The organism is Actinoplanes sp. NPDC051537, assembly GCF_055586105.1.
Genome location: NZ_JBVJIU010000031.1, coordinates 38236 through 63061, shown reverse-complemented (window position 1 = coordinate 63061; position 24826 = coordinate 38236). Strand labels below are relative to the sequence as shown.

At 72.6% G+C, this 24826-nt stretch carries 20 protein-coding genes; 16 read left to right on the top strand and 4 right to left on the bottom strand.

Annotated elements, in window-relative coordinates; all coding sequences use genetic code 11:
• Nucleotides 1-23: 23 nt before the first annotated feature.
• The 9 genes from ACZ6TB_RS46360 to ACZ6TB_RS46320 all read left to right on the top strand — a co-directional run bounded on the left by ACZ6TB_RS46360 (nt 24) and on the right by ACZ6TB_RS46320 (nt 10866).
• Entirely contained in the window at nt 24-824 is an 801-nt protein-coding gene (locus ACZ6TB_RS46360) for a hypothetical protein (RefSeq protein ID WP_465567466.1), read from the top strand.
• Nucleotides 821-2389 (top strand): murein biosynthesis integral membrane protein MurJ, encoded by a 1569-nt coding sequence (gene murJ, locus ACZ6TB_RS46355; protein ID WP_465567463.1) that lies wholly within the window; start codon nt 821-823, stop codon nt 2387-2389. Before ACZ6TB_RS46360 ends, murJ begins: the two co-directional genes overlap by 4 nt.
• Before the next feature lie 21 nt (nt 2390-2410).
• Nucleotides 2411-3514, top strand: a complete 1104-nt coding sequence (locus tag ACZ6TB_RS46350) for a glycosyltransferase family 4 protein (RefSeq protein ID WP_465567460.1) — start codon at nt 2411-2413, stop codon at nt 3512-3514.
• Complete coding sequence (locus tag ACZ6TB_RS46345; RefSeq protein WP_465567457.1) at nt 3511-5679, top strand: hypothetical protein; 2169 nt, start codon at nt 3511-3513, stop codon at nt 5677-5679. The genes ACZ6TB_RS46350 and ACZ6TB_RS46345 overlap by 4 nt, the downstream gene beginning before the upstream one ends.
• Nucleotides 5680-5822: 143 nt before the next feature.
• Entirely contained in the window at nt 5823-7508 is a 1686-nt protein-coding gene (locus ACZ6TB_RS46340; RefSeq protein ID WP_465567454.1) for a CTP synthase, read from the top strand.
• Nucleotides 7505-8101: an NUDIX domain-containing protein gene (locus tag ACZ6TB_RS46335; protein ID WP_465567451.1), complete on the top strand. Its 597-nt coding sequence runs from the start codon at nt 7505-7507 to the stop codon at nt 8099-8101. The genes ACZ6TB_RS46340 and ACZ6TB_RS46335 overlap by 4 nt, the downstream gene beginning before the upstream one ends.
• Before the next feature lie 167 nt (nt 8102-8268).
• Nucleotides 8269-9273: an ABC transporter ATP-binding protein gene (locus tag ACZ6TB_RS46330; RefSeq protein WP_465567449.1), complete on the top strand. Its 1005-nt coding sequence runs from the start codon at nt 8269-8271 to the stop codon at nt 9271-9273.
• A gap of 14 nt (nt 9274-9287) precedes the next feature.
• On the top strand, nt 9288-10076 hold the full coding sequence (locus ACZ6TB_RS46325; RefSeq protein ID WP_465567446.1) for an ABC transporter permease: 789 nt from the start codon (nt 9288-9290) through the stop codon (nt 10074-10076).
• A gap of 1 nt (nt 10077) precedes the next feature.
• On the top strand, nt 10078-10866 hold the full coding sequence (locus tag ACZ6TB_RS46320; protein ID WP_465567443.1) for an ABC transporter permease: 789 nt from the start codon (nt 10078-10080) through the stop codon (nt 10864-10866).
• On the opposite strand, the gene ACZ6TB_RS46315 is transcribed toward ACZ6TB_RS46320, so the two are convergent.
• Nucleotides 10820-11515 carry an NUDIX domain-containing protein gene (locus tag ACZ6TB_RS46315; RefSeq protein WP_465567440.1) on the bottom strand — a complete coding sequence of 232 codons (696 nt, stop codon included), beginning with the start codon at nt 11513-11515 and terminating at the stop codon, nt 10820-10822. The two genes, ACZ6TB_RS46320 and ACZ6TB_RS46315, sit on opposite strands and share 47 nt — an antisense overlap.
• Nucleotides 11516-11573: 58 nt before the next feature.
• Here ACZ6TB_RS46315 and ACZ6TB_RS46310 point away from each other — a divergent pair, with 58 nt between their 5' ends.
• From ACZ6TB_RS46310 to ACZ6TB_RS46295, 4 genes are all read left to right on the top strand, one after another.
• A complete protein-coding gene (locus ACZ6TB_RS46310; RefSeq protein ID WP_465567437.1) occupies nt 11574-12335 on the top strand; it encodes a DeoR/GlpR family DNA-binding transcription regulator in 762 nt (253 codons plus the stop codon).
• Nucleotides 12336-12411: 76 nt separating this feature from the next.
• Nucleotides 12412-13656 carry a glycoside hydrolase family 6 protein gene (locus ACZ6TB_RS46305; RefSeq protein WP_465567434.1) on the top strand — a complete coding sequence of 415 codons (1245 nt, stop codon included), beginning with the start codon at nt 12412-12414 and terminating at the stop codon, nt 13654-13656.
• Between the two features lie 75 nt (nt 13657-13731).
• On the top strand, nt 13732-14550 hold the full coding sequence (locus ACZ6TB_RS46300) for an SAM-dependent methyltransferase (protein WP_465567432.1): 819 nt from the start codon (nt 13732-13734) through the stop codon (nt 14548-14550).
• Between the two features lie 7 nt (nt 14551-14557).
• Entirely contained in the window at nt 14558-15034 is a 477-nt protein-coding gene (locus ACZ6TB_RS46295; protein WP_465567429.1) for a hypothetical protein, read from the top strand.
• On the opposite strand, the gene ACZ6TB_RS46290 is transcribed toward ACZ6TB_RS46295, so the two are convergent.
• Together ACZ6TB_RS46290 and ACZ6TB_RS46285 are read right to left on the bottom strand one after the other, a co-directional pair.
• On the bottom strand, nt 15031-16239 hold the full coding sequence (locus tag ACZ6TB_RS46290; protein WP_465567426.1) for a helix-turn-helix domain-containing protein: 1209 nt from the start codon (nt 16237-16239) through the stop codon (nt 15031-15033). The genes ACZ6TB_RS46295 and ACZ6TB_RS46290 overlap by 4 nt on opposite strands.
• A 625-nt stretch (nt 16240-16864) precedes the next feature.
• Nucleotides 16865-17638 carry an alpha/beta fold hydrolase gene (locus ACZ6TB_RS46285; protein WP_465567425.1) on the bottom strand — a complete coding sequence of 258 codons (774 nt, stop codon included), beginning with the start codon at nt 17636-17638 and terminating at the stop codon, nt 16865-16867.
• A gap of 112 nt (nt 17639-17750) precedes the next feature.
• On the opposite strand from ACZ6TB_RS46285, the gene ACZ6TB_RS46280 reads away from it, so the two are divergent.
• From ACZ6TB_RS46280 to ACZ6TB_RS46270, 3 genes are all read left to right on the top strand, one after another.
• A complete protein-coding gene (locus tag ACZ6TB_RS46280) occupies nt 17751-19259 on the top strand; it encodes a cellulase family glycosylhydrolase (protein WP_465567422.1) in 1509 nt (502 codons plus the stop codon).
• A gap of 141 nt (nt 19260-19400) precedes the next feature.
• Nucleotides 19401-22682, top strand: a complete 3282-nt coding sequence (locus ACZ6TB_RS46275; RefSeq protein WP_465567420.1) for a TIM-barrel domain-containing protein — start codon at nt 19401-19403, stop codon at nt 22680-22682.
• A gap of 115 nt (nt 22683-22797) precedes the next feature.
• Nucleotides 22798-23781, top strand: coding sequence for a neprosin family prolyl endopeptidase (locus ACZ6TB_RS46270; RefSeq protein ID WP_465567417.1), 984 nt, complete (start codon nt 22798-22800; stop codon nt 23779-23781).
• A 4-nt stretch (nt 23782-23785) separates the two neighbouring features.
• Here the strand turns inward: ACZ6TB_RS46270 and ACZ6TB_RS46265 are convergent, their stop codons facing one another.
• Entirely contained in the window at nt 23786-24766 is a 981-nt protein-coding gene (locus ACZ6TB_RS46265; RefSeq protein WP_465567414.1) for an aldo/keto reductase, read from the bottom strand.
• Nucleotides 24767-24826: the final 60 nt, after the last annotated feature.

Genomic DNA, 24826 nt, shown 5'->3' with positions numbered 1-24826 from the left:
GCCGGTCTCTAGACTTCCCTGCCATGGCCACCGGAGTCCTCCGCTCGTTCGGCGTCGGCGCGTCCGTCGCCCGCGGCGCCCTCGCCTGGATCCGCCGCGACCCGAAGTCGGTCGTGCTCGAGCGGACCAACTTCCACGGGCGCACGGTCACGCTGGCCGGCGGGCCCGCGCTCGCCCTCGGCGCCAGCGTCGGCTCGGCGCTCGGCGCGCCGAACGCGCGCACGGCGGCCGCCGCGGTCACCGCGGGCCTGGTCTCCGGCGCGGTCGGCCTCTACGACGACGTGGCCGGCAACCGGCCCGAGCAGAAGGCGGCCAAGGGCTTCGCCGGCCACCTGGGCGCGCTGCGCGAGGGGCGGGTCACCAGCGGCCTCGTGAAGATCGCCGGGGTGGGCGCGGCCGGTCTCGTGGCGTCGGCCCTGATCGGCAGCAAGAAATCAAGGGCGGTCGACGTGCTGCTCGGCGCCGGGGTGATCGCCGGCATGGCCAACTTCGTGAACCTGCTCGACCTGCGCCCGGGCCGGGCGCTCAAGGTGGGCATGGCGATCGCGACGCCCCTGGGCGCGGCCGGCGTCGTCGGCGCGGGCGCCGCGCTGCTGCCGGAAGACCTGGGCGAGGAGATCATGCTCGGCGACGCGGGTGCGAACGCCATGGGCGCCCTGCTCGGCGTCGCGCTGACCGCGCGTACCGGAACCGGGGGTCGTCTCGTGGCGCTGGCGGCACTCGCCGCCCTGACCGCGGCGAGCGAGAAGGTCAGCTACACCAAGGTCATCCAGGACACCCCGTGGCTGCGCCGGCTCGACGAGCTCGGCCGCCGGCCGGCGTGACGGCCCCGTCCGCGACGAGGATCGCGGGCGCCGCGGCGCTCATCACCGTTCTCACCGTGGTCGCCCGGCTCGCCGGGTTCGCCCGCACCTTCGTCTTCCTGCACACCGTCGGCAACGACGGGCTCGCCAACATCTACAACGCCGCCAACACGATCCCGAACATCGTCTTCGAGCTGGTCGCCGGCGGCGCCCTGGCCAGTCTCGTGGTGCCGCTGCTGGCCACCCACGTGGCGGCCGGCGACCGCGAGCGGGTCGGCGCCGTCGCCTCGGCGCTGCTGACCTGGGTGCTGGTGTTGCTGGTGCCGTTCGCGCTGCTCGTCGGCCTGCTGGCGGGGCCGATCGCCGGGCTGCTGCCGGACGTGCCGCCCGACCATCAGGCGACCGCGGCCGGCATGCTGCGGGTGTTCGCGCCGCAACTGCCGCTCTACGGCATCGGAATCGTGCTCACCGGCGTGCTCCAGGCCCACCACCGGTTCGCCTGGCCGGTGATCGCGCCGCTGCTGTCCAGCGTGGCGGTGATGGGCGCGTACCTGAGCTACGCGGTGATCGACGGCGCCGAGTCCGACTTCGCCGGTCTGAGCCGCACCGGCGAGCTGACGCTGTCGGTGGGCACGACGCTCGGCGTGGTGGTGCTGGCGCTGTGCCTGCTGATCCCGCTGCGCCGGCTCAAGCTGCGGCTGCGGCCCGCCCTGCGATTCCCCGGCGACGAGGGCCGGCAGGCCGTGCGGCTGGGCTGGGCCGGCGCGGTCACGGTCGGCTCGCAGCAGCTGATCACGATCGTGGCCATCGCGCTCACCGCCAGCCGGGGCCTCACGCAGTACACGGCGGCGCAGACGATCTTCCTGCTGCCGTGGGCCGTGCTCGCCGTGCCGCTGGCCACCGCGGTCTATCCGACCCTGGCCGCCGCGGCCGGGCGGGGCGACGAGGAGGCGTACCGGAAATCACTCTCCGGCAGCGCCCGCGCCGTGATCCTCGCCGCCGGGCTCGGCGCCGCCGCCCTCCTCGCCCTCGCCGCGCCGGCCGCCTATCTGATCAATGCGGGACCGGCGGCGCCCGGCATCGCCGGCTTCGCGCCCGGACTGTTCGGTTACGCGCTGTTCGCCCTGCTCTCCCGGGCCCTGTACGCGCGGGGCGCCACCGTCGCCGCGGCCGGCTCCACCGCGGCCGGCTGGGTCGTCGGCGCCCTCGCCGGGCTGGCCTCGATCGCCCTCGGCGACGACCGCCGCGTGCTCGGCCTCGGCCTGGCCAACGCGGCCGGGATGACCGTGATCGGGGTGCTGCTGGTGCTGGCCGTCCGGCGGCACGCGGGCCCGGCGGCGCTGGCGGGGCTGGCCCGCGCGACCACCGTCGGTATCGTTGCCGCCGGGGCGGCCGCCCTCGCCGGTTTCGGCGTCGTGACCGGAATCGGACACCTGGACGGCGCGGGCCCCACCGTCGGCGGCAGCCTGGCGCAGGGCATGCTGGGCGGCGTCACCGTCCTGGCCGTGTTCGGCGCGGTGGCCTTCGCACTGGACCGGCGCGACATCGGCGCGCTGGTGGCCCGTGCACGGCGGCAACGGAACTAGAGCGGAAGAGGACCCGAAGAAGTGGACGACGGATGGCGCGGCTCGGTGGCGCTGGTGCTGGCCTCGAGCACCGGAGGCATCGGCCAGCACGTCGCCTCGCTCGCCCGCGGCCTGCGCGCCGCCGGGTGCGAGGTCCTGGTCTGCGGGCCGGCCGCCACCGACGAGTTGTTCGGGTTCACGGCCGGGGGCAGCGCGTTCCTCCCGGTCGAGATCCCGGTCAGCCCCGGCGCGTCCGACGCCGGCGCGATCCGGCAGCTGCGCTCGGCCCTGGCCAGCCGCCCGATCGACGTGGTGCACGCGCACGGGCTGCGCGCCGGCTTCGTGGCCGGCCTCGCCCGTCCCGGCGTCCCGCTGGTCGTCACCTGGCACAACGCCGTGCTCGCCAAGGGCCTGCGCGGCCAGGCCTCGGCGCTGCTCGAGCGGATCGTCGCCCGCAGCGCCGCCCTCACCCTCGGCGCCTCCGACGACCTGGTCGTCCGGGCCCGGACGGTGGGCTCCCGCAACGCCCGGCTCGGCGCCGTCGCGGCGCCCACGCTCGCCCCGGTCAAGCGCAGCCGGGCCGCGGTCCGCGCCGAGTTCCGGCTCAAGCCCGGCACCCCGCTCGTCCTCTCGGTCGGCCGGCTGCACCCGCAGAAGCGCTACGACCTGCTCATCGAGGCCTCGGCCCGGTGGCGCGATCTCGACCCGGCGCCGGTCGTCGTGGTGGCCGGCTCCGGGCCCAGCTACATGGCCCTGGCCCAGCTCGCCTCCGAGCGGCACGCCCCGTTCTACCTGCTCGGCCGCCGCTCCGACGTGCCCGACCTGCTGGCCGGGTCCGACCTCGCGGTGATCACCAGTGACTGGGAGGCGCGGCAGCTGTTCGCCCAGGAGGCCCTGACCGCCGGCGTGCCGCTGGTGGCGACCGCGGTCGGCGGCATTCCGGGCCTGGTCGACGACGCCGCGATGCTGATACCGCCGGGTGACGTCGACGCGATCGACACCGCGGTGCGGCAGATGCTGACCGACGACGGGCTGCGCGCCGACTACGCCGCCCGCGGGCCCGAGCAGGCCGCCACCTGGCCGGACGAGACCGCCACGGTCGCGGACGTGCGGGCGGCCTACGCCGAGGTGACCGCTCAGCCATGAGACGAGCCTGGATCCCGTACGTCCTGGTCCTGCTCGCCGTCGTGGCGAGCCTCGGTGGCCTCGCCGTCCGTCCCGCCACCGGCGCGCCGCAGAGCACCGTCGACTACGTGATCGTGGCCGGCGCGGCGGGACTGCGCTGGGACGATCTCGACCCGCAACGCACGCCGGCGCTGTGGCGGGAGGCGTCCGCGGGCTCGATCGGGTGGTTGTCGGTGCGCACGGCCCACCGGGTCACCTGCCCCGCCGACGGCTGGCTCACGCTCGGCGCCGGCAACTACGCCGCGTACCCCCGGGTGGCGGGCGTCGACGCGTGCGCGGCGCCCAAGCCCGAGCTCGACCGCCCGGACGCGATCGGCGCGAACATCACCAACCAGCGCAACATCGTGCAGGACAACCAGGACCGGCTCCCGTACGGTGCGGTGCCCGGTTCCCTGGCCGAGTCGGTGCGCTGCACCACGGCCGTCGGCCCGGGCGCGGCGATCGCGGCCGCCCGCCCGTTCGGCCGCGTCGACAAGTACCGGCCGTCGTTGCCCGCCGACCCGAGGTCGATGCTGTCCGACTGCGTGCTCAGCTTCGTCGACCTCGGCACCATCACCGGCTCCGGCGGCTCCCGGGCGGCGCTGGTCGAGCAGGCCGACGCCGTGCTGGCCCGGATCGTCGCGGCGCGGCCCGACCGGTCGCTGCTGCTGGTCGCCGGCGTCTCGAACACCGACCAGGGCTCCCGCCTGCACGTAGCGATCGCCGAGGGCGAGGGCTGGAACGGCGGCTGGCTCACCTCGGCCGGCACCGGCCGCGACGGCTACCTCCAGCTCATCGACCTCGCCCCGACCATCCTCACCGCGCTCGGCAAGGCGTCGCCGGAGAAGCTGTTCGCCGGCCGGTCCGCGACCGTCGTGACCGGCAAGCCGGACGACGTCGCCGACGCGGTGCAGGGCTCGCACAACGCCGACCAGCGGGCCGGCGCCCAGCGCGGGGTCGCCGCGATCTTCTTCACCGTGCTCGGCATCTTGCAGTTCGTGCTGTTCGCGCTCATCGTCCCGGTGATGGTGCGGGCCCGCCGGCACAGCGGACCCAAGGGCCCGGCCCTGCCGTCCCCGCGCGTGGTCGAGGCGGTCGAGCTCGCCCTGATCGCGGCCGCCCTGGCCATCCCCGCCGCGCTGCTGGCCGACGCCTCGCCGTGGTGGCGCAGCGAGCATCCGGCCTGGGTCTTCGCCCTGGTCACCGGTGCGCTGATCGTGGCCGGGACGGCCGCCGTGCGGCTGTTCCCGCGCTACAAACGCACGCTGTGGCCGATGACCGCGGTCGCCGGGATCGGCGCGGCCGTCATCGGCGTCGACCTGATGACCGGCTCCCAGCTGCAGCTCAACGGCGTGGCCGGCTACTCGGCGATCAACGGCGCCCGGTACTCGGGAGTCGGCGGCGTCGGGCTCGGCGTGTTCGTGACGGGCCTGCTCGTGCTGGCCGGTTGCCTGGCGCAGTCGGTGACCAAGCCGTACCGGCCGGTGGTCTTCGTCCTGCTCGGCGGCCTCGGCGTGGTCATGGTCGGCAGTCCCTACCTGGGCGCGGACCCGGTCGGCGCGATCGCGGTCACGGCCGGGGTGTGCGTGGCCGCCGCGATCAGCACCGGCGGCTGGCTGACGTTCTCGCGGTTCGCCTGGGCGGCGGTGGCCGGCCTCGCGGTGACCATCGGCTTCGCCGTCGTCGACCTCCGCCGCCCCGCCGTCGAGCAGGGCAGCCTCGGCCGGTTCCTGACCGAGCTGGGCAACGGCAGCGCCGGGCCGGCCATGCAGCGGGCCGCCACCGCCAGCGGCGAGACGCTGCTGCAGAGCCCGCTGACGATCCTGGCGGTGATCGGCGTGCTGATGCTCGCCTTCTGCCAGTTCTCACCATGGGGTGGTCTCACTCGCCTGTTCGGGTTGCATCCGGCGCTGCGCGCGGCCGGCGCCGGCACCACGGTCGCCACGCTGATCGCGGGCGTGCTCGGCGGCTCGGCCCTGACCGTGGCCGGCGCCGCCGCGGCCGCCGCCGTGCCGACCGCCGTGCTCAGCGCCCTGCGCGTGCTGCTGCACGCCGCCGACCGCACCCGCCCGGACGGGGAGACGGACGGCCCCGGCGGCCCGCTGCTGCGCGGCGCCGGCGTCGCAAATCCGACGAAGATCGCGTAGCGGTCCCGGAAGGAGGGCCTGACACGCGTCGCGACCAGCCCGAACGTGCGGCCGCGTTCTCAGGTGTTACGGTGGACTCCCGTGGATGGGGCCTCGAGCCCCGGTCTGCAAGACCGACTACAGACAACCCACGGGAGCGGGCGTTGGCCTCATCAGTGCGCGACACGCGGCACATCTTCGTCACCGGGGGCGTCGCCTCCTCGCTGGGCAAGGGCCTCACCGCCTCGAGCCTCGGCAATCTTCTGACCGCGCGCGGACTGCGGGTCGTCATGCAGAAGCTCGACCCCTATCTCAACGTCGATCCCGGCACGATGAACCCCTTCCAGCACGGAGAGGTGTTCGTCACCGAGGACGGCGCCGAGACCGACCTCGACGTGGGTCACTACGAGCGGTTCCTCGACCGGGCGCTGTCGGGCAAGGCGAACGTGACGACCGGGCAGGTCTACTCGACGGTCATCGCGCGCGAGCGGCGCGGCGAGTACCTGGGCGACACCGTGCAGGTCATCCCGCACATCACGAACGAGATCAAGAGCCGGATCTTCGCGATGGCCGACCCGGACGAGTCCGGCCGGGTCCCGGACGTCGTGATCACCGAGGTCGGCGGCACGGTCGGCGACATGGAGTCGCTGCCGTTCCTCGAGGCGATCCGCCAGGTGCGCCACGAGGTCGGCCGCGACCACGTCTTCTACCTGCACGTCTCGCTGGTGCCGTACCTGGCGCCGTCGGGCGAGCTGAAGACCAAGCCGACCCAGCACTCGGTGGCGGCGCTGCGCAACATCGGTATCCAGCCGGACGCGCTGATCTGCCGCAGCGACCGGGAGATCCCGGAGAAGCTCAAGCACAAGTTGGCGCTGTACTGCGACGTCGACCGCGAGGCCGTCATCGCCTGCCCGGACGCGCCGAGCATCTACGACATCCCCAAGGTGCTGCACCGGGAGGGCCTCGACGCGTACGTCGTCCGGCGGCTCGGTCTGTCGTTCCGCGACGTCGACTGGGCGACCTGGGACGATCTGCTGCACCGGGTGCACCACCCGAAGCGGACGATCACCGTGGCGCTGGTCGGCAAGTACGTGGATCTGCCCGACGCGTACCTCTCGGTCAGCGAGGCGATCCGGGCGGCCGGCTTCGCCAACAACGTCAAGATCCAGCTGCGCTGGGTGCCCAGCGACGACTGCGAGACCGCGGCGGGCGCGGCGGTGGCGCTCAAGGGTGTCGACGGCATCGTCATCCCCGGCGGGTTCGGCGTCCGCGGCATCGAGGGCAAGGTCAACACGTCCCGGCACGCGCGCGAGCACCAGATCCCGATCCTCGGCCTGTGCCTGGGCCTGCAGTGCATGACGATCGACGCGGCCCGCAACATGGCCGGCCTGGCCGGCGCGAACTCGCTCGAGTTCGACGAGCGGGCGCCGTACCCGGTGATCTCGACGATGGCCGACCAGCAGGACATCGTGGCCGGCAAGGGCGACCTCGGCGGCACGATGCGGCTCGGCGCCTACCCGGCCCAGCTGACCGAGGGGTCGATCGTGGCCGAGGTGTACGGGTCGACCGAGATCTCCGAGCGGCACCGGCACCGGTACGAGGTCAACAACGACTACCGGGAGAAGCTGGCCAAGGCCGGCCTGGTCTTCTCCGGGACGTCGCCGGACGGGCGGCTGGTCGAGTTCATCGAGCTGGACCGGTCGGCACACCCGTACTTCGTGGCCACCCAGGCCCACCCCGAGCTGAAGAGCCGCCCGACCCGGCCGCACCCGCTGTTCGACGGCCTGGTGCAGGCCGCGGTCGAGTACGCCAAGGCGGACGAGCTGCCGGTGGCGGTGGACCCGTCGTGACCGCGTTCGCCCACGAGACGAAGTCCCGCGAGTCGAAGTACCAGGGCCCGATCTTCACGGTCTTCACCGACGAGGTCACCATGTCCGACGGCGGGACCGCCCACCGCGACGTGGTGGCGGCCAAGAGCGCGGTCGGCGTGGTGGCCCTCGACGACGTCGGCCGGGTCGTGCTGATCAAGCAGTACCGGCACGCGGTCGGCGGCCGCCTCTGGGAGCTGCCGGCCGGCCTGCGCGACGTCGCGGGGGAGGACCTGGTCGCCGGCGCGGCCCGGGAGCTGGCCGAGGAGGCCGACCTGCACGCCGGCCGCTACGACCTGCTCATCGACCTGCACACGTCGCCCGGCTTCACCGACGAGAAGATCCGGATCTTCCTGGCCCGCGACCTGACCGCGGTGGACGAGGCCGAGCGGCACCACCGCACCGACGAGGAGGCGGACCTCGAGATCGCCTGGTTCGACCTCGACGAGGCGGTCGCGATGGTCTTCCGGGGCGACATCACCAACGCCGCGGCGGTCGGCGGGTTGCTGGCCGCCGCCCGGGCCCGCGACGAGGGGTGGGCGCTGCTGCGCCCGGTGGAGACGCCCGAGCCCTGAGCCGAGATCGGCCCACCCGTTGTGGGTGGGCCGACTCTACGGCCGGGATACGACATTTTTCGCGGCCCGTCCACAGGTCCCCGTCCGGGTAAATCGGTTTGCGCCCCGGAACCGGTTCCGTAGGGTGATGCCGGTCTATGTCGGCATCCGGACGGGGGAAGCTACACATGGCGATCGTCGAAGCGCGATCACTCACGAAAGTGTTCCGGCGGGCGGACAAGGGCCCCGGCCTGGGCGGAGCGGTCAAGCATCTGTTCGCCCGCCGCTTCCAGGACAAGGTCGCGGTCGATCACGTCGATCTGTCCATCGAGGCGGGCGAGGCGGTGGCCTACGTCGGGCCCAACGGCGCCGGCAAGTCGACCACGGTCAAGCTGCTCAGCGGCATCCTGGTGCCGACCGAGGGCGAGGTCCGCATCGACGGCCTGCACCCGCAACGCGACCGGAACGCGGTGGCTCACAAGATCGGCGTCCTCTTCGGGCAGCGCACGCAGCTGTGGTGGGACCTGCCGGTGGCCGAGTCGCTGGCGGTGCTGCGCGACATCTACGGCATCGATCATGGCACGTACCGCAAGCGGCTGGCCCGCTTCGACGACGTGCTCGAGCTCGGCGAGATCCTGCCGGTGATCGGCCGCAAGCTGTCGCTGGGTCAGCGGATGCGGGCCGATCTGGCGGCGGCGCTGGTGCACGCCCCGCAGGTGGTCTACCTCGACGAGCCGACCATCGGGCTCGATCTGGCCGTGAAGGACCGGGTCCGGGAGTTCTTTCGCGCGGTCCGCGACGAGGGCACGACCGTGATGCTGACCAGCCACGACCTGGCCGACATCGAGGGCTTCTGCCGCCGCCTGGTGATCATCGACGAGGGCCGGATCATCTTCGACGGCGACCTCGAGGCGGTGAAGGACCGGTTCGCCCGCGAGCGGATCCTGCACGTCGAGACCGCGTCGCCGGCGCCGGTGGAGCGGCTGCGGGCGGCGCTGCCGGGCGCCCAGGTCACCGTCGAGGAGGGCGAGAGCCGGTACGCGGTGCGCTTCGACCGGTTCACCATGACCGCCGGGCAGGCGGTCACCGCGATGGCCGGGCTGACCGAGCTGGTCGACTTCCGGGTCGACGAGCCGAGCATCGAGGACGTGATCCGCCGGGTGTACTCGGGCGAGCTGGTGCTCGACCGATGAGACCGATGAGGCCGATGAGGGCGTACCGCGCCCTGGCCCGGGCGACCGCGCGGGCGGTGCTGACCTACCGGCTCAACCTGGTGCTCGGCATGGGCGCCGTGCTCATGCAGCTCATCGCGCTGCTGGCGGTGTGGCGGGTGGTCCTGGCCGAGTCGCCGTCGGTGAACGGCTTCACCTGGCCCCAGATGCGGGCGTACCTGCTGGTGGCGTTCGCGGCCGGCACGGTCATCTCGGTGCTGGGCGACTTCCGGATGGCGTTCCGGATCCTGGACGGGGACGTCGCGCTCGACCTGGCCAAGCCGATCGACTACCAGAAGGCCCGGTTCGCCGAGGCGCTCGGCGGTCTGTGGATCGAGGTGCTTCTGATCGTCCTGGTCGGGAGCGTCACCCTGGCGATCGTGGGCGGCGTGGACGTGCCGGCCGGATCGGCGCTCGCCCTCTTCGCGCTGAGCATGCTGTTACTCGTACCCCTGAAATTCTTGATCGTCTATGTCAGCACGCTGGCCTGTTTCTGGACGCAGAACTTCATGGGGGTGCAGTGGGCGCGCATCGCGGTGGTGAACCTGTTCTCCGGCGCGCTCATCCCGCTGGTCTACCTGCCCGGATGGCTGGCGTCGGCCGCGCAGTGGTCCCCGTTCGCCGGGCTCACCTCGACGCCCGCCCTGATCTTCCTGGGCCAGGTCGACGTGCCGCGGGGGCTCGTGCTCGTCGCGGTGCAGCTCGGCTGGGTTCTGGCTCTCTGGTTCGGCGCGCGCCTGATCTGGCGTGCGGCCGTGCGGCGTCTCACGATCAACGGAGGATGACTTGCGTACGGCACGCCTCTACCTGCGTCTGCTGGGCGCCCACTTCCGGTCCCTCCTGGAGTACGAGGCCGACTTCCTGATCCTGGCCGCCGCCACCGTGCTGATGCAGGTCGTGAACGTCGTCTTCCTGGCGGCCCTGTTCGCGAAGGTCCCGGTGCTCAACGGCTGGACGTTCTGGTCGGTGGTGATGATGTTCGGCGCGGTCGCGCTGGCCGAGGGCGTCGGCTCGCTGTTCTTCGACGGCATGTGGTCGCTGTCCTGGCAGATCAACCGCGGCGACCTCGACTACTACCTGGTCCGGCCGTACCCGGTGGCGTTGCAGTCGAGCAGCGCGGCGGTCGGCATCAACGGGCTGAGCAACATCCTGGTCGGCGGCCTCATGATCGGCGCCGGCCTGGCCCACTCCGCGATCGCCTGGTCTCCGTGGCGGGCGGTGCTGGGCGTGCTGCTGCTGGCCAGTGCCGTGGTCATCAAGGTGTCGATCAACCTGGCCACCAACGCGGCGTCGTTCTGGCTGGCCAGCCCGTCGCCGATGTTCGCGTTCGCGCTGCACCAGGTGGGCGACCTGGCCCGGTTCCCGCTCTCGATCTACCCGATCGCGCTGAAGGCGGTGCTGGGTCTGGCGTTGCCGTTCGCCTTCATCAGCTTCTTTCCCATCGCGTACGTGCTGGACAGCGGCCAATCGAAGTGGGTGGGCCTGCTGACGCCGCTGGTGGCCGCGTACTGTGCCGGCCTGGCCGCGCTCATCTTCCGGCGTGGTCTGCGCCGCTACGAGAGCGCGGGCAACTGAACGGTCCGTGCAGGGCCGCCCACTGCAGCAGCATGATGGTCTTCGCGTCGGCTATCCGGCCGTCGACCGTCCCGGCCAGGGCCTCGTCGAACGGCAGCTCGACGGCCTCGATGTCCTCGCCCTCGTCGGCCACGCCGCCGCCGTCGCCGGTGCGGCTGGCCGGGGTGTAGGGCGCCGCGTAGAAGTGCAGGCGCTCGGTCACCGAGCCGGGGCTCATCCACACGTCGAAGACGCTCTCCAGCTCGCCGACGTCGACGCCCAGCTCCTCGGCCGCCTCGCGACGGATCGCGTCGGCCGGGGCGTCGTCGTCCAGCAGCCCGGCGGCATTCTCCAGGAGCATGCCGTCGGGGTGCCCGTTCACGTACACGGGAAAGCGAAACTGCCGCGTGAGCAGCACCGTGCGCCGGTCGGGGTCGTAGAGCAGGATCGTCGCGCCGTCGCCGCGGTCGTAGGTCTCGCGCTGCTCGGTGGTCCAGCGGCCGTCGGCGTGCCGGTAGTCGAACGTGGTGCGGCGCAGCACGTGCCAGGCGGCGGCGATCAGCTCGACCTCGCGGACCACGACATCCGGGTTGCCGGTCAGATCGCGGCCCACGAGGTCGAGCCCGGTGCGGCCCCGGGCGTCGGGCACGTCGATCCCTGGTGTTGTCATGTCGGCGACCGTACACTGCAAAACACGCAACAGTCGACAACAACAAGGAGAAGTACGCATGCTGGCCGCCGAACGGCGCGACTTTCTGCTGTCCCGCCTGCGGTCGTCGGGGAAGGTCGTCGCCAAGGACATCGCCGCCGAGATCGGCGTGGCCGAGGACAGCATCCGCCGCGACCTGCGCGACCTCGCCGCCGCCGGCCTGTGCCAGCGCGTCTACGGCGGCGCGCTGCCGTCCGCCCCGGCCGCGGCCGACCTGGCCACCCGCGCGTCGGTGGCGACCGAGAGCAAGCGCCGGGTGGCCGCCGTCGCCGCCTCCCTGATCCACCCCGGCAGCACGGTGCTGCTCGACGGCGGCACCACCGCGCTGGCCGTCGCCGCGGCGCTCCCGCCCGACCTCTCGGCCACGATCGTCACGCACAGCCCGACGGTCGCCGCCGCGCTGATCGGCCACCCGGCCGCCGACGTGTTCATCCTCGGCGGGCGCCTGTTCAAACACTCCGGCGTGGCCTCCGGCGCCGCGACCGCCGCGGCCGCCGCCACCGTGAGCGCCGACCTGTTCCTGCTCGGCGTCACCGGCGTCCATCACCGCGCCGGCCTGACCACCGGCGACCCGGACGAGGCCGCCATGAAACGCCTCCTCGCCGCCCGGGCCGCCGAGACCTACGTGCTGGCCAGCGCCGAGAAGATCGGGGCCGCGTCGCCGTTCGCCGTGCTGCCGCTGACCGAGGTGGCCGGAATCGTGACCGATGTGGACGCAGATGACCCGGAATTGCGGCGCCTGGCCGAGACCGGAGTCGCGCTAATCCGTCCGTCCGATTGACTTGCGGCTATCCGGCACCGAGGCTCGATCAAGAATGGGAACGCTCCCACCGTTCCCCACCGATCAGGAGTCCACCGTGGCCTTATCCTTCCCGGCACGTCTCGCCGCCGCGGCCGCCGCCATCGCGGTGACCGTGGCCGTCTCACCGTCGCCCGCGAACGCGTCCATCCCGGACGGCACGCGCTTCTACACGCCGAAGCCCGACCCCGGCGCCGTCCAGCAGATCGTCCACCTCGCCGCCACCGGCCAGTGGGGGCTGGCGCGCCAGGTCGCCACCATGGTCGCGACCCCGCAGGCGGTCTGGGTCACGGGCGGCAGCGGCAAGTCGCTGACGAAGTCCGTCCGTACCGAAGCCTCGAAAGCCGCCGCCCAGCGCAAGACGCCGGTCTTCGTCGCCTACAACATCCCGTTCCGCGACTGCTCGCAGTACTCGGCGGGCGGCGCCACCTCGGTGGCGGCCTACAAGCAGTGGATCGACGACTTCGCCGCCGGCATCGGCGGCTCGACCGCCGCCATCATGCTCGAGCCCGACGGCCTCGGCATCATCCCCTGGTACACCACCATCAACGGCAGCCAGGAGTGGTGCCAGCCGGCCGAGGCCGACAAGGCCACCGCCGCCGCTGACCGGTTCGCGATGCTCAACTACGCGGTCGACCGCTTCGGCAAGCTGCCGCACACCAGCGTCTACCTCGACGGCACCCACAGCGCCTGGCTCGGTACGGGTGACATCGCGGACCGCCTGGTCAAGGCGGGCGTGGGCAAGGCCGACGGGTTCTTCCTCAACGTGTCGAACTACGAGACCACCGAGCGGCAGCTGAAGTTCGGCAACTGGATCTCGAAGTGCGTCTACTACGGCACCGAGGGATCGGCCGACAACCGCGGCCACTTCGAGCGGTGCGCCAGCCAGTACTACCCGGCGAGCCCCGGCGACTTCAGCACCTGGGGGCTCAGCGACGCCTGGTACGACGCCAACGTCGGCAACGTCTCGCCGCACCGGCTCGCCCACTTCGTCGTGGACACCAGCCGCAACGGGCAGGGACCGTGGACGGCGCCCGCCGGCAACACCTGGCCCGACGCGCAGACCTGGTGCAACCCGCCGGACCGTGGCCTGGGCCTGCGCCCGACCACCCGGACCGGCGACCCGCTGGCCGACGCGTTCCTGTGGGTCAAGACGCCCGGCCAGTCCGACGGCCAGTGCGACCGCGGCACCGGCACGGGAGTCGACCCGGCCCGCGGCGGCACCGCCGACCCGGCCGCCGGCGCGTGGTTCCCGCAGCAGGCCCTGGAACTCGTGCAGCTGGCCAACCCGCCGCTGCGCTGATTGACGCCGGTGCACCGCCACGGGGGCGGTGCACCGGCCTTTACGGCGCCTTCCGCGATCTCTAAGATCCGCGACATGGCGGAGCACGAGCTCGGAAACCGCGTCGACCTGCACACCGACCGTCCACATCCGGCGCGGGTCTACGACTACCTGCTCGGCGGCAAGGACAACTTCGCCGCCGACCGCGAGGCGGCGGCCAAGGGCCTGCAGGCCAACCCCGACAGCCGCATCCCGCCGCGGGAGAACCGGTTGTTCCTGCGCCGGGCCGTACGGTTCCTGGCCGAGCAGGGCATCGACCAGTTCCTCGACATCGGCACCGGCATCCCGAGCGCGCCCAACGTCCACCATGTCGCGCAGGGCATCAACCCGCGCGCACGGATCGTCTATGTGGACAACGACCCGATCGTGCTGGCCCACGCCCGCGCGCTGCTGACCAGCCATCCCGAGGGCACCACCAACTACATCGACGCCGACCTGCGCGACGTCGACTCGATCCTCGGCTCCGCGGCGCTGACCGAGACGCTCGACCTGAACCGCCCGGTCGGCCTGCTGCTCATCGCGATCCTGCACTTCGTGGGCGACGAGCACGACCCGTGGACGATCGTCTCGCGTCTGCTGGCCGCGCTGCCACCCGGCAGCTACCTGGCGCTGTCCCACCTGACCGGCGACTTCCGGCCCGAGGCGTGGGCGCAGGTGGCGGAGATCTACCGCCGGCAGGGCGTGACCATGAAGGTCCGGTCCAAGCCGGAGATCGAGCGTTTCTTCACCGGCTTGGAGCTGGTCGACCCCGGCGTGCGGATCCTCCCCGAGTGGCGGCCCGACCTGGGCGAGCCCACCGATCCGCAGCCGTCGGACGCGCAGGTCTCGGTCTACGGCGGGGTGGCCCGCGCTTGATCGCGACATGCCCGCGTGGCTGACCGACCTCCGCGCGGCCCGGCGTGGCGAACGCATCGTGCTGTCGTCGCCGATGCCGATCGAGGTGGCCCGGGGCTGGCTGTCCGGTGACGTCATCCGGCAGGCGCCGGCGAAGCTGAACGGCCGGAACTTGTGGCGGCCGATCCTGCGGGGCCGGCTCGTGCCGTCGGAGTCCGGTTGCACGTTCGTCGGCGTCCTGGGCTGGGACCCGGCTTTCCGGGCGCTGACCTGCTGCCTGCTCGGCGCTTTCGCCGGCGTGCTGGTGACGGGCGTGGTGCTCGCCATCGTCGGAGCGGCGGCCGGTCCCGCCTCGGCGCTGGCCGCCTTCGGCCTGTTCGGGGTGGTCACCGGGCTCGCGAGCATTCTGGCCGGGTATCGGGAGACCCGCGGGCAGACGGACTATCTCCGCTCCTGGATCACCGGCCGGATGAATGCGCCCTGGTACCAGGGGCGCGACGGCTAGCCGGCCACCCGCATGCGTTCACAGAGGCCACGCAGCTCGGTGCCGCCGGTGCGGCGGTGGGAGCGGTCCAGCAGGATGCGGACGGTCTGCCAGACCTCGTCCGAGGTGTGGACGTGCTGGGGTGCGCGGCGCTCGGCGGTGAGCAGGAAACGCACGGCCTCGCGGTCGTGGCCGGGCACGCGGGCCAGCGCGCGGGCCGTGTCGGCGTAGTAGAAGACCTGCCGGAAGCCGACCGGCAGCGCGGCCGGGTTGGTGCGGCGGGCGACCTCGGCGGCGCGGCCCGGGTCGCCCTCGTCGACCTCGATGCTGATCCGCCAGATGGCGACGTTGGTGGGGCCGAAGTACATGCCCATGGCGGAGGTCTCGCCGGTGCGGCGGGCGAGCGCATCGGCCTCGGACAGCCACGCACGGCTGTCATCGAGGCGTTTGCGGCCCTGGCTCGCGTACGCGCAAATCAGCTGCAACGCACCCAGCGTCTCCGCACCGCCGGCCCGGTGGGCGTGCCGCTGGAGATCGTCCGCCGCCCGCTCGGCCAGGGTGAGCCCACGCTGGAACGACCCGCAGGCGTTGGCGGCGTTGGCCATCGCGTAGGCCGCGTACCCTCGCAGCACGGGGTCATCGGTCGCCTCGGCCGCGTCCCGGCAGCGTTCGGCCCCCAGCCAGGCGTCCGCCGGATGGCCGAGGTTGCGCAGCACCGAGGACGCGATGAAGGTCGCGTCGCAGAGCATCCGCAACGCCGCCATCCGCGCCGGCCCCGCGGTCTCGGTGTGCAGGTCACGCAGCAGATCGGGCAGCAGACCGGCGGCGCCGGCATAGTCGCACTCCTGCCGCAGCGTGTCGACGAGAGCGAGCGTGCGCGCCAGTTCCCCGACCGCCGGCGCCTCCCGGGTAGCCGGCTCGGCCAGGTCGATGTCGACCAGGGCGCGCCGGATCCCGTGCACCCCCGCGAGCGCCGCCGCCGCGGCCCGGTCACCGCCCGGCGTCGCCCCTTCGGCCAGGTCGCCCGGGGAGCACTCCAGCGCCGCCGCGATGCCGGCCAGCGTGAACCGGTTGTCCGCCGCCTGAAGCCCCCGTTCGATCCGGCTCCAGGTGGCGTGCGAGACCCCGGCCCGGCTCGCGGCAAACCGCACGCTCCAGCCCCGCAACAGCCGCCGCGCCCGGATCCGTTCCCCGACGGCCGGGTCGGTGCTCGCTCGTGGCGTCATGCTGCGAACCGTAACCGCACGCCGGGGCCGGGTGGTACAGCCATGTACCACCATCCGGGTCGGACGGTCGGGCCGATGTCCGCACCAGCCCGCCCGTGCTGACCCCGCACAACACCCGCGTCTCTTGGCTCGCGCCGGCCGGCGCCCGCTCACGCCGCGCCCGCTCACGTCGCGCCCGCTCACGTCGCGCCCGCTCACGTCGCGCCCGCTCACGTCGCGCCCGCTCACGTCGCGCCCGCTCACGCCGCGCCCGCTCACGTCGCGCCCGCTCACGTCGCGCCCGCTCACGTCGCGCCGCGTTGGCTCGCGCCGACCCCGCCCGCGCCGACCTCGCCCGGCCGAACAGACCCCGCCCGCGCCACGCTGGCCCGCGCCACGCTGGCCCGCGCCACGCTGGCCCGCGCCACGCTGGCCCGCGCCACGCTGGCCCGCGCCACGCTGGCCCGCGCCACGCTGGCTGGCACACGCGCCCGCCCGCGCTCACCCCCACCCGCGCTGCACCGCGCTGGCTGGCGCCGGCTCACCTGCCCGTGCTGACCTCGCCCGGCGGCGGCGCCGCGTTGGCTCGCGCCCGGCCCGTGCCCCGTCCGCTCACGTCGGACTCGCCCGCTCGCGCCGCGGCGGCCTACGCGCTCAGGAACTCGGCCGCGCGGGCCGGCCAACTGCGCACGTCGGCCGCGGTCGCGGACACGTGCAGGCGGGCGTCGGGCAGCGTCGCGAGCAGGTATTCCGAGGTGGACACCGGGTGGACCGGGTCGGACTCCCAGGCCAGGATCAGCGTGGGGTGCGGCAGGGCGGCGATCGCGCCCGCCGGGGGCAGGTCGGTGGCGGCGGCGCCGCGGAGCACGGCGGGGAGCACGTCAGCGTTGATGTCGGCGTCGTAGCGGTAGGTGGGCACGTCGGCGAAGATCTCGGGGACCGCGAACTGCTGCATGCCCTTGAGCCATGCCTCCTTGCCGCGTTTCTCGACGAAGTCGGCGCTGTCGCGATACATCTGTCTCGCCGCCACGCGGGTCTCGGCGGTGGTGGGCGGGATCATCAGGACCAGGCGGCGGAAGCGCTCGGGGGAGCGGGTCGCGGCGTGCAGCAGCGTGCCGGTGCCCATCGACTGGCCCATCCAGTCGATCGGGCGGCCGTCGCGCACCTGGTCGGCCAGGGCGATCAGGTCGTCGGCCAGGCGCGGCCACTCGTAGAGCGCGGGGTCGGCGGCGCCGGTGGACGAGCCGTGGCCGCGCGCGTCGTATCGGACGAGCCGGTGCGTGGCCAGCAGCGGTGCCCAGTCGACCAGGTCGATCGCGTCCTCGGCCCGGCGGCTGAAGAAGATGCCGTGCGAGTAGCCCACGGCGGGGCCCGCACCGCGCACGTCATAAGCGAGGCCGGAGAACACCGAGTCAGTCATGCCGGGAAACCTAGACCGGGGGTACGACAGGAATGCCGGGCTCTTGACAACGATGTCGTGGGTGGCCGAATCTGGGAGCGCTCCCAAAATCATCCCCGTCGATTGGCTTCCCATGAGACCTCGCTCATTGTCCCTGGCCGCGGCCGTATTAACGGTCGCCGCCGGGGCGCTGGCCGTGACGTTGTCCCCGGCGTCCGCGGCCTCCGCCGGCTGTTCCGTCACCTACAAGATCACCGGCTCCTGGCCCGGTGGCTTCCAGGGCGACATCGCCCTGACCAACCTCGGTGACGCCGTCTCCACCTGGTCGCTCGGCTTCGACTTCCCGAACGCGGCGCAGAAGGTCACCCAGGGCTGGGGCGGCAAGTTCGCCCAGTCCGGCGCCCACGTCACCGTCACCAACGAGGCCTGGAACGGCGCGCTCGGCACGAACGCCACCACCTCGGCCGGCTTCATCGGCTCGTGGAGCGGCAGCAACCCGGTGCCCACCGCCTTCACCCTCAACGGCGTGGCCTGCACCGGCAGCACGACCACCACGCCGCCGACCACCACGCCGCCGACCACCCCGCCCACGTCGCCGACCACGAGCCCGCCCCCGCCGACCGGCGCGGCTCCGGCGATCAAGGTCGCCGGCAACAAGCTGGTCAACAAGAGCACCGGCGCCACCGTCAAGCTCTACGGCGTCAACCGCTCCGGCGGCGAGTTCGCCTGCATCCAGGGCAACGGCTTCTGGGACGGCCCGATGGACCAGACCTCGATCAACGCGATGCGGTCGTGGAAGATCCGGGCGGTGCGGGTGCCGCTCAACGAGGAGTGCTGGCTCGGCACCGCGGATGTGCCGGCGGCGTACGGGGGAACCGCTTATCAGAATCAGGTCAAGGCGTACGTGAACCTGCTCGTCCAGAACGGGATCACGCCGATCGTGGAGATGCACTGGAACTACGGCCTCTACACCGGCAACTCGTCGGGGTGCAGTGACGTGAAGGCGACCTGCCAGAAGCCGATGCCCGACGCGCAGTACGCCCCGTCCTTCTGGACCGGGGTGGCGAACGCGTTCAAGGGCAACGACGCGGTCGTCCTCGACCTGTTCAACGAGCCGTACCCGGAGCGCGCCACCGGCGACGACACCTCGGGCTGGAAGTGCTGGCGCGACGGCGGCACCTGCAACGGCATCACCTATCAGGTGGCGGGATTCCAAACCCTGGTGAACACCGTACGCGCGACCGGCGCCACCAACGTCATCATGATCGGCGGCCTCGCGTACTCGAACAACCTGAGCCAGTGGTTGACGTACAAGCCCACCGACTCGCTGAACAACCTGGCCGCCTTCGCGCACATCTACAACTTCAACACCTGCGCGAACACGTCCTGCTGGGACAGCCAGATCGCGACCACCGCCCAGCAGGTGCCGGTGACGCTGACCGAGATCGGCGAGAACGACTGCGCCCACGGTTTCGTGGACGGGCTGATGGACTGGGCCGACGCGCACGCCATCGGCTACCTGGGCTGGACCTGGAACACCTGGGACTGCTCGACCGGGCCGTCGCTGATCAGCAACCACGACGGCACGGCCACCAACTACGGCCTCGGCCTGAAGAACCGCCTCGCCACCGTCTCCAACTGAAAACACCCGTAACGCCCGGGTCCACGGGCACAGCCCTCCCGTGGACCCGGGCGTTCGGCCCATATTGACGCGCTGCTATTGACTCTCCCCCCGGGGGAGACTCCACTGTGTGACGGGACAGCAACGCGATCGGGGGTCGTCATGGTCAAGCGGGTCGCCGCCCTGTTGGCGGTGCTCTTCGGCCTGGTCGTCACGCCGGGCGCGGCACTCGCCGCGCCGGCCTGCCGCGTCCAGGGTCAGACCGTCCACGCCGGGCACCTGCGCGTGCAGGTGCTGAGCTCCACGCTGCTGCGCCTGGAGTACTCGGCGTCCGACACCTTCGAGGACCGCGCGACGTTCAACGCGGTCGACCGCGCGCCCGGCCGCACCTGGTTCCGCGCCTCGACGACCGGCGGCGAGCTGCGCGTCGAGACCAGCGCCGTCACCCTCCACCACCGCCTCGGCAGCGGCGAGGTCACCGCGGCGAACACCACGCTCGACCTCACCGTCGCCGGCCGCCGCACCAGCGTGCACCCCGCGTTCGGCGCGCCGGCCCGCGACGACTCCCTCGGCGGGTGGTACCGCGGTCTCGACTACTACGCCGGCCAGGCCGGCCCGGTCGACCAGCTCACCCTGCACCCCGGCATGCTCAACCGCTCCGGGTGGTATCTGCTGGACGACACCGCCACCGCGCTGCGCACCGGCGACGACTGGCTGACCCCGCGGGCCGCGCACACCGGCGCCTACCAGGACGGCTACCTCTTCGGCTACGGCCACGACTACAAGCGGGGCCTCGCCGATCTCCGTACGCTGACCGGCCCCTCGCTGCTGCCGCCGGAGTGGGCCTTCGGCACCTGGTTCTCGAAATACCAGGCGTACAGCACCGCCGACTACCGCAACCAGCTGCTGCCCGCCTTCAAGGACAACAAGGTCGCGCTGGACTCGCTGGTGATGGACACCGACTGGAAGGCGCCGAACCAGTGGGCCGGCTGGAACTGGAACCCGAGCCTGTTCCCCGACCCCGACGCGTTCCTGGCCGACCTGAAGAAACAGGGCATCAACGCGACGCTGAACGTGCATGCGGCGATCAGCGGTGACGATCCCCGGTTCGCCGCCGCGCAGGCCATCGCCAAGGACAAGCTCGTCCCCGCCACCAGCAGCTTCGCGCCGAACCCGTACCGGTTCGACTGGGGCGACGCCGACCAGGCGGCGGCCTACGAGGCGCTCCACGATCCCTTCGAGGACCAGGGCGTACGCCAATGGTGGCTCGACTACTGCTGCGACGACAGCGTGGTCAGCACCCCGGGCGTGACCGCCGACAGCTGGGTCAACGAGCTGTACAAGCGGGACGGCGACGCCCGCGGGCAGCGCGGCTTCTCGCTGGCCCGGATCGGAGCGGCGTTCCCGGCGTACACCACGCCCGGCCCGTCCGGCCCGTGGGCCGAGCACCGCAGCACCGTCCACTTCACCGGCGACACCCGGCCCGACTGGCCGACGCTGGCCTTCGCCGCGAAGATGACCCCGGCCGAGGGCAGCATCGGCGAGTCCTACGTCAGCCACGACATCGGCAGCTTCGCCGGCAAGCACCTGCCCGACGACCTCTACCTGCGCTGGGTGCAGCTCGGCGCGTTCCAGCCGATCCTGCGGCTGCACTCCGACCACGGCGACCGGCTGCCGTGGGAGTACTCCGACGCGGTGAACGGCCCGGCCGCCGACTTCCTGCGGCTGCGCGAGTCGCTGGTGCCCTACCTCTACACCGCGGCCCGGCAGAGCTACGACACGGGCATGCCGATGGCCCGGGCGCTCTACCTCGAGTGGCCGGAGGTGAACGAGGCGTACCAGCACGACACGCAATACCTGCTCGGCGACAACCTGCTGGTCGCGCCCGTCACCACGCCCGGGTTGAGCACCACTGCCGCGGTGTGGTTCCCGCCCGGCACGTGGACCGACTTCTTCACCGGCGCCACCTTCCGCGGCCCGGCCACCCGCACGGTCGGCGCCACGCCCGACCACATGCCCGTCTACGTGCGCGCGGGCGGCATCGTGGCCCAGGCGACCGCGCCCGCCGGCACCAATGTGGCCGGCCGGCCCAAGGACAAGCTGACGCTCACCGTCTACCCGCACGCGAGCGGCGCGACCAGCGTCTACCAGGACGCGGGCGACGGGCTCGGCTACCGCTCCGGGCAGTCCGCCACCATCCCGGTGCGCTACAGCGAGGGCCGCACCAAGTCGGTCACCGTCGGGCCGGTCGCCGGCGGCTATCCCGGCGCGCCCACCACCCGCACCTACACGGTCGCGTTCGCCGGGGTGAGCCGTCCGCACACGGTCACCGTCGGCGGGCATCGGGCCGCGTTCGCCTACGACCCGAAGAAGCACCTGCTCACCGTGGCCCTCCCGCCGACCGCGAGCGGCCGGGCCGTGACCGTCACCCACGACGGCGACCCGCTCACGGTCGCCCAGCAGCCGGCCGTCGACGTCACGTTCGAGGCGCCGGACGGGCTGCAGTCCGGGGCCACCAGCCGGCTCGTGACGACCGTCCGCAACGCCGGACCGGGCACGATCCGCGACGTGGCGGCGAGCGTCGCGACGCCCGACGGCTGGGTGATCACGCCGAAGACCAGCACGACCAGGTCCACGCTGGCGGCCGGGGCGACCTTCACGGTCACCTACGACGTCACGCCGAGCGGTGCTTCACCCCGTACGGCCAATGTGATCGCCCGGGTCGCCTACCGCAACCCCGACGGAAGCGCGACCAGCGTGCCCGCCTCGCTCACCGTGCCCATCCGCCCGGTCGCGGTGACCTTCCGCGTGCTCGCGCCGCCGGGCACGCCGCCCGACGCGACGCTGTACGTGCCCGGCAACATTGACCAGCTCGGCCCCTGGGACCCGCACAAGCAGGCGATGACCAACCGCGGCAACGGCATCTGGGAAGCCACGATCACCGTGCTGGACGGCACCGACATCCAGTACAAATACACCCGCGGCACCTGGGAGACGGTGGAGGACTGGGGCTCGATCGTCGGCACGACCAACCGCGACGTGGTGGTCGACGGCGGCATCACGCAGAAGATGCTGGTCGACGACACGTCCACCCAGTGGGGCGTGCCCGGCGTGCCGGACGACCACCTCGCGATCCAGTACTGGCGCGACCCGCTCGTGGTCTCGACGACGACGTCGGCCGCGTCGGTGACGGTCAAGTTCCAGCGCGACGTCGAGCCGACCGGCGACCCCACCGGGTCGTTCGCGGGCGCCGTCGAGGTCAGCAGCGTGTTCGGCACGGTCGCCGGCACCGTCACCGAGCCGCAGCCCGGCACCCTGCTCTGGACCCCGACCGAGCCGCTGCCGCCCGGCTCCTACGACGGCACGGTCGCGCACGTGAGCAGCACCGGCGCCGGCAGCGTCCCGATCGACAAGCCGTACACGTTTGCTTTCACCATCCCCTGATCGGAGGAGACCGGCACTTTCGGCCGAGTTGACGGCGGTCCGTCCGGACCGTGTCCATCGTGGATCAAAGCGTTTAGACTCCTCGATTGATCACGGCCTCGGGAGGGACACAAGAGTGGCAACTCGTCTGCACGGCGTCCGGTTCACGCTGCTCGCCGCCTCCGCCGCGGTGGCGACGGCGGCCGCCCTGATCGCCGGTCCGTCGGTGGCCCAGGCGGAGACGGTTCCCGGCCTGTCGGTGCCGCCGGCCGCGACCTCCGAGGACACGGCGACCGTCGGCACGTTCGCCGAGAAGGGCGCCCCGCCGACCGGCCCCGGTGTCTCGTCGACCGCCCGCACGCGGACCAAGGCCCTCACCGCCGCCGCGGCCGAGGACTGCCCGAACACGTGCTTCTTCTACAACACCGCCTACCACGACGCGGCGACCGCGGGCCTGTTCGCGACGATGTGGATCACCAACCCGACGGTCGACAAGGCGGACACGCACTCGCTCGCCGAGCTGGCCGCGATCAAGCACAGCGACAACGGCCGGCAGATCGTCGAGGTCGGCTGGACCGTCGACAACTCGATGTACAAAGACGGGCTGCCGCACCTGTTCGTCTACCGCTGGGTCAACGGCAAGCCGGGCTGCTACAACGGCTGCGGCTGGGTCGAGTACTCGGACGCGAAGATCAAGGCCGGCGCCGCGCTGCCGGTCGGGACGGCCAAGCAGTTCGGGATCCAGTACGACGCCAACTCGCCCAAGGGCGGCGCCTGGTGGGTCAAGTACGACGGCGCGTTCATCGGCTACTTCCCGTCGTCGGAGTGGACCGGGGCCGACATCCCGGCCGACTTCACCGAGACCGACAACGTCCAGGCGTTCGGCGAGGTCGCGGCCGGGACGACGCAGCCGTGCACGACCATGGGCGTCAACGGCTCGAAGGGCGCGGCGGGGGCGACCGGCAGCCCGCGGCCCGCCTTCATCGCCAGCATCGCGTACGTGAGCGGGCCGGCCGTGGCGCCGAAGGTGTTCGTGAGCCCCGAGACGGCCGGTGACGCGTACTCGATCAACGTGCCGAGCGCCCGGACGTTCTACTACGGCGGCGACGGCTTCTGCTGAGGCCTCACCAGGCCCACGCCTCGGGGGACGGGCCGCCCTTGCCGATCGGCGGGAAGATCTCGTCGAGAACGCTGAGCGTCTCGTCCGACAGCGGCGACGCCAGCGCCGCGAGCGGCGCGTCGAGCTGCTCGGGGGTGCGCGCGCCCAGGATCGGGGCGGTGACCTCGGGGCGCGCGAGCAGCCAGCCGATCGCCACCTCGGCCGGCTCGCGGCCCAGGTCGGCGCAGAACCGCTCGTAGCGCTCGATCGCCGGCCGGTGCGGCTCGACCCGGTCGGGCGCGTGCAGCACCGTCCGGCCGGGCACGCCCTCGCGCTGCTTGCGCAGGGCGCCGGAGAGGGCGCCGAAGTGCAGCGGGGAGTAGGGCAGGATGCCGATCCCGAGGGCGGCCGCCGCGGGCAGCACCTCGAGCTCGGCGTGCCGCGTGAGCAGGTTGTACCGGCACTGCTCGGAGACGAGGCCGAGGTAGTGCCGGCGGTCGGCGGCGGACTGCGCGGAGGCCAGGTGCCAGCCGGCGAAGTTCGACGACCCGGCGTACCGGATCTTGCCCTGGACCGTGAGCGTCTCCATCGCCTGCCAGATCTCGTCCCATCCGGTTGCGCGGTCCACGTGGTGCATCTGGAAAAGATCGATCCAGTCCGTACGCAACCGGCGCAGTGACGCCTCGCAGGAGGCGATGATGTTGCGCGCCGACAGGCCGCGATCGTTGGGCCGGTCGCTCATCGGCGCGTAGACCTTGGTCGCCAGCACGACTTCGTCCCTCCGGCCGGACTTGTCGAGCCAGGAGCCGATGAACCGCTCGCTCATCCCGTCGCCGGTCTCGCGGCCGTACATGTTGGCCGTGTCGACGAAGTTGATGCCGTCGCCGAGGGCGCGGTCGAGGATCGCGTGGCTCTCCCGCTCGCCGATCTGCCAGGCGAAGTTCATGGTGCCGAGGCAGAGCCGGCTCACGGTCAGGCCGGTGCGGCCGAGGTGGGTGTGTTCCATGGCGCCACGCTAGGGCCGCCCGGGCGGTGGTCCGAGCCGTTCGACCGTGCTCGAATGGTC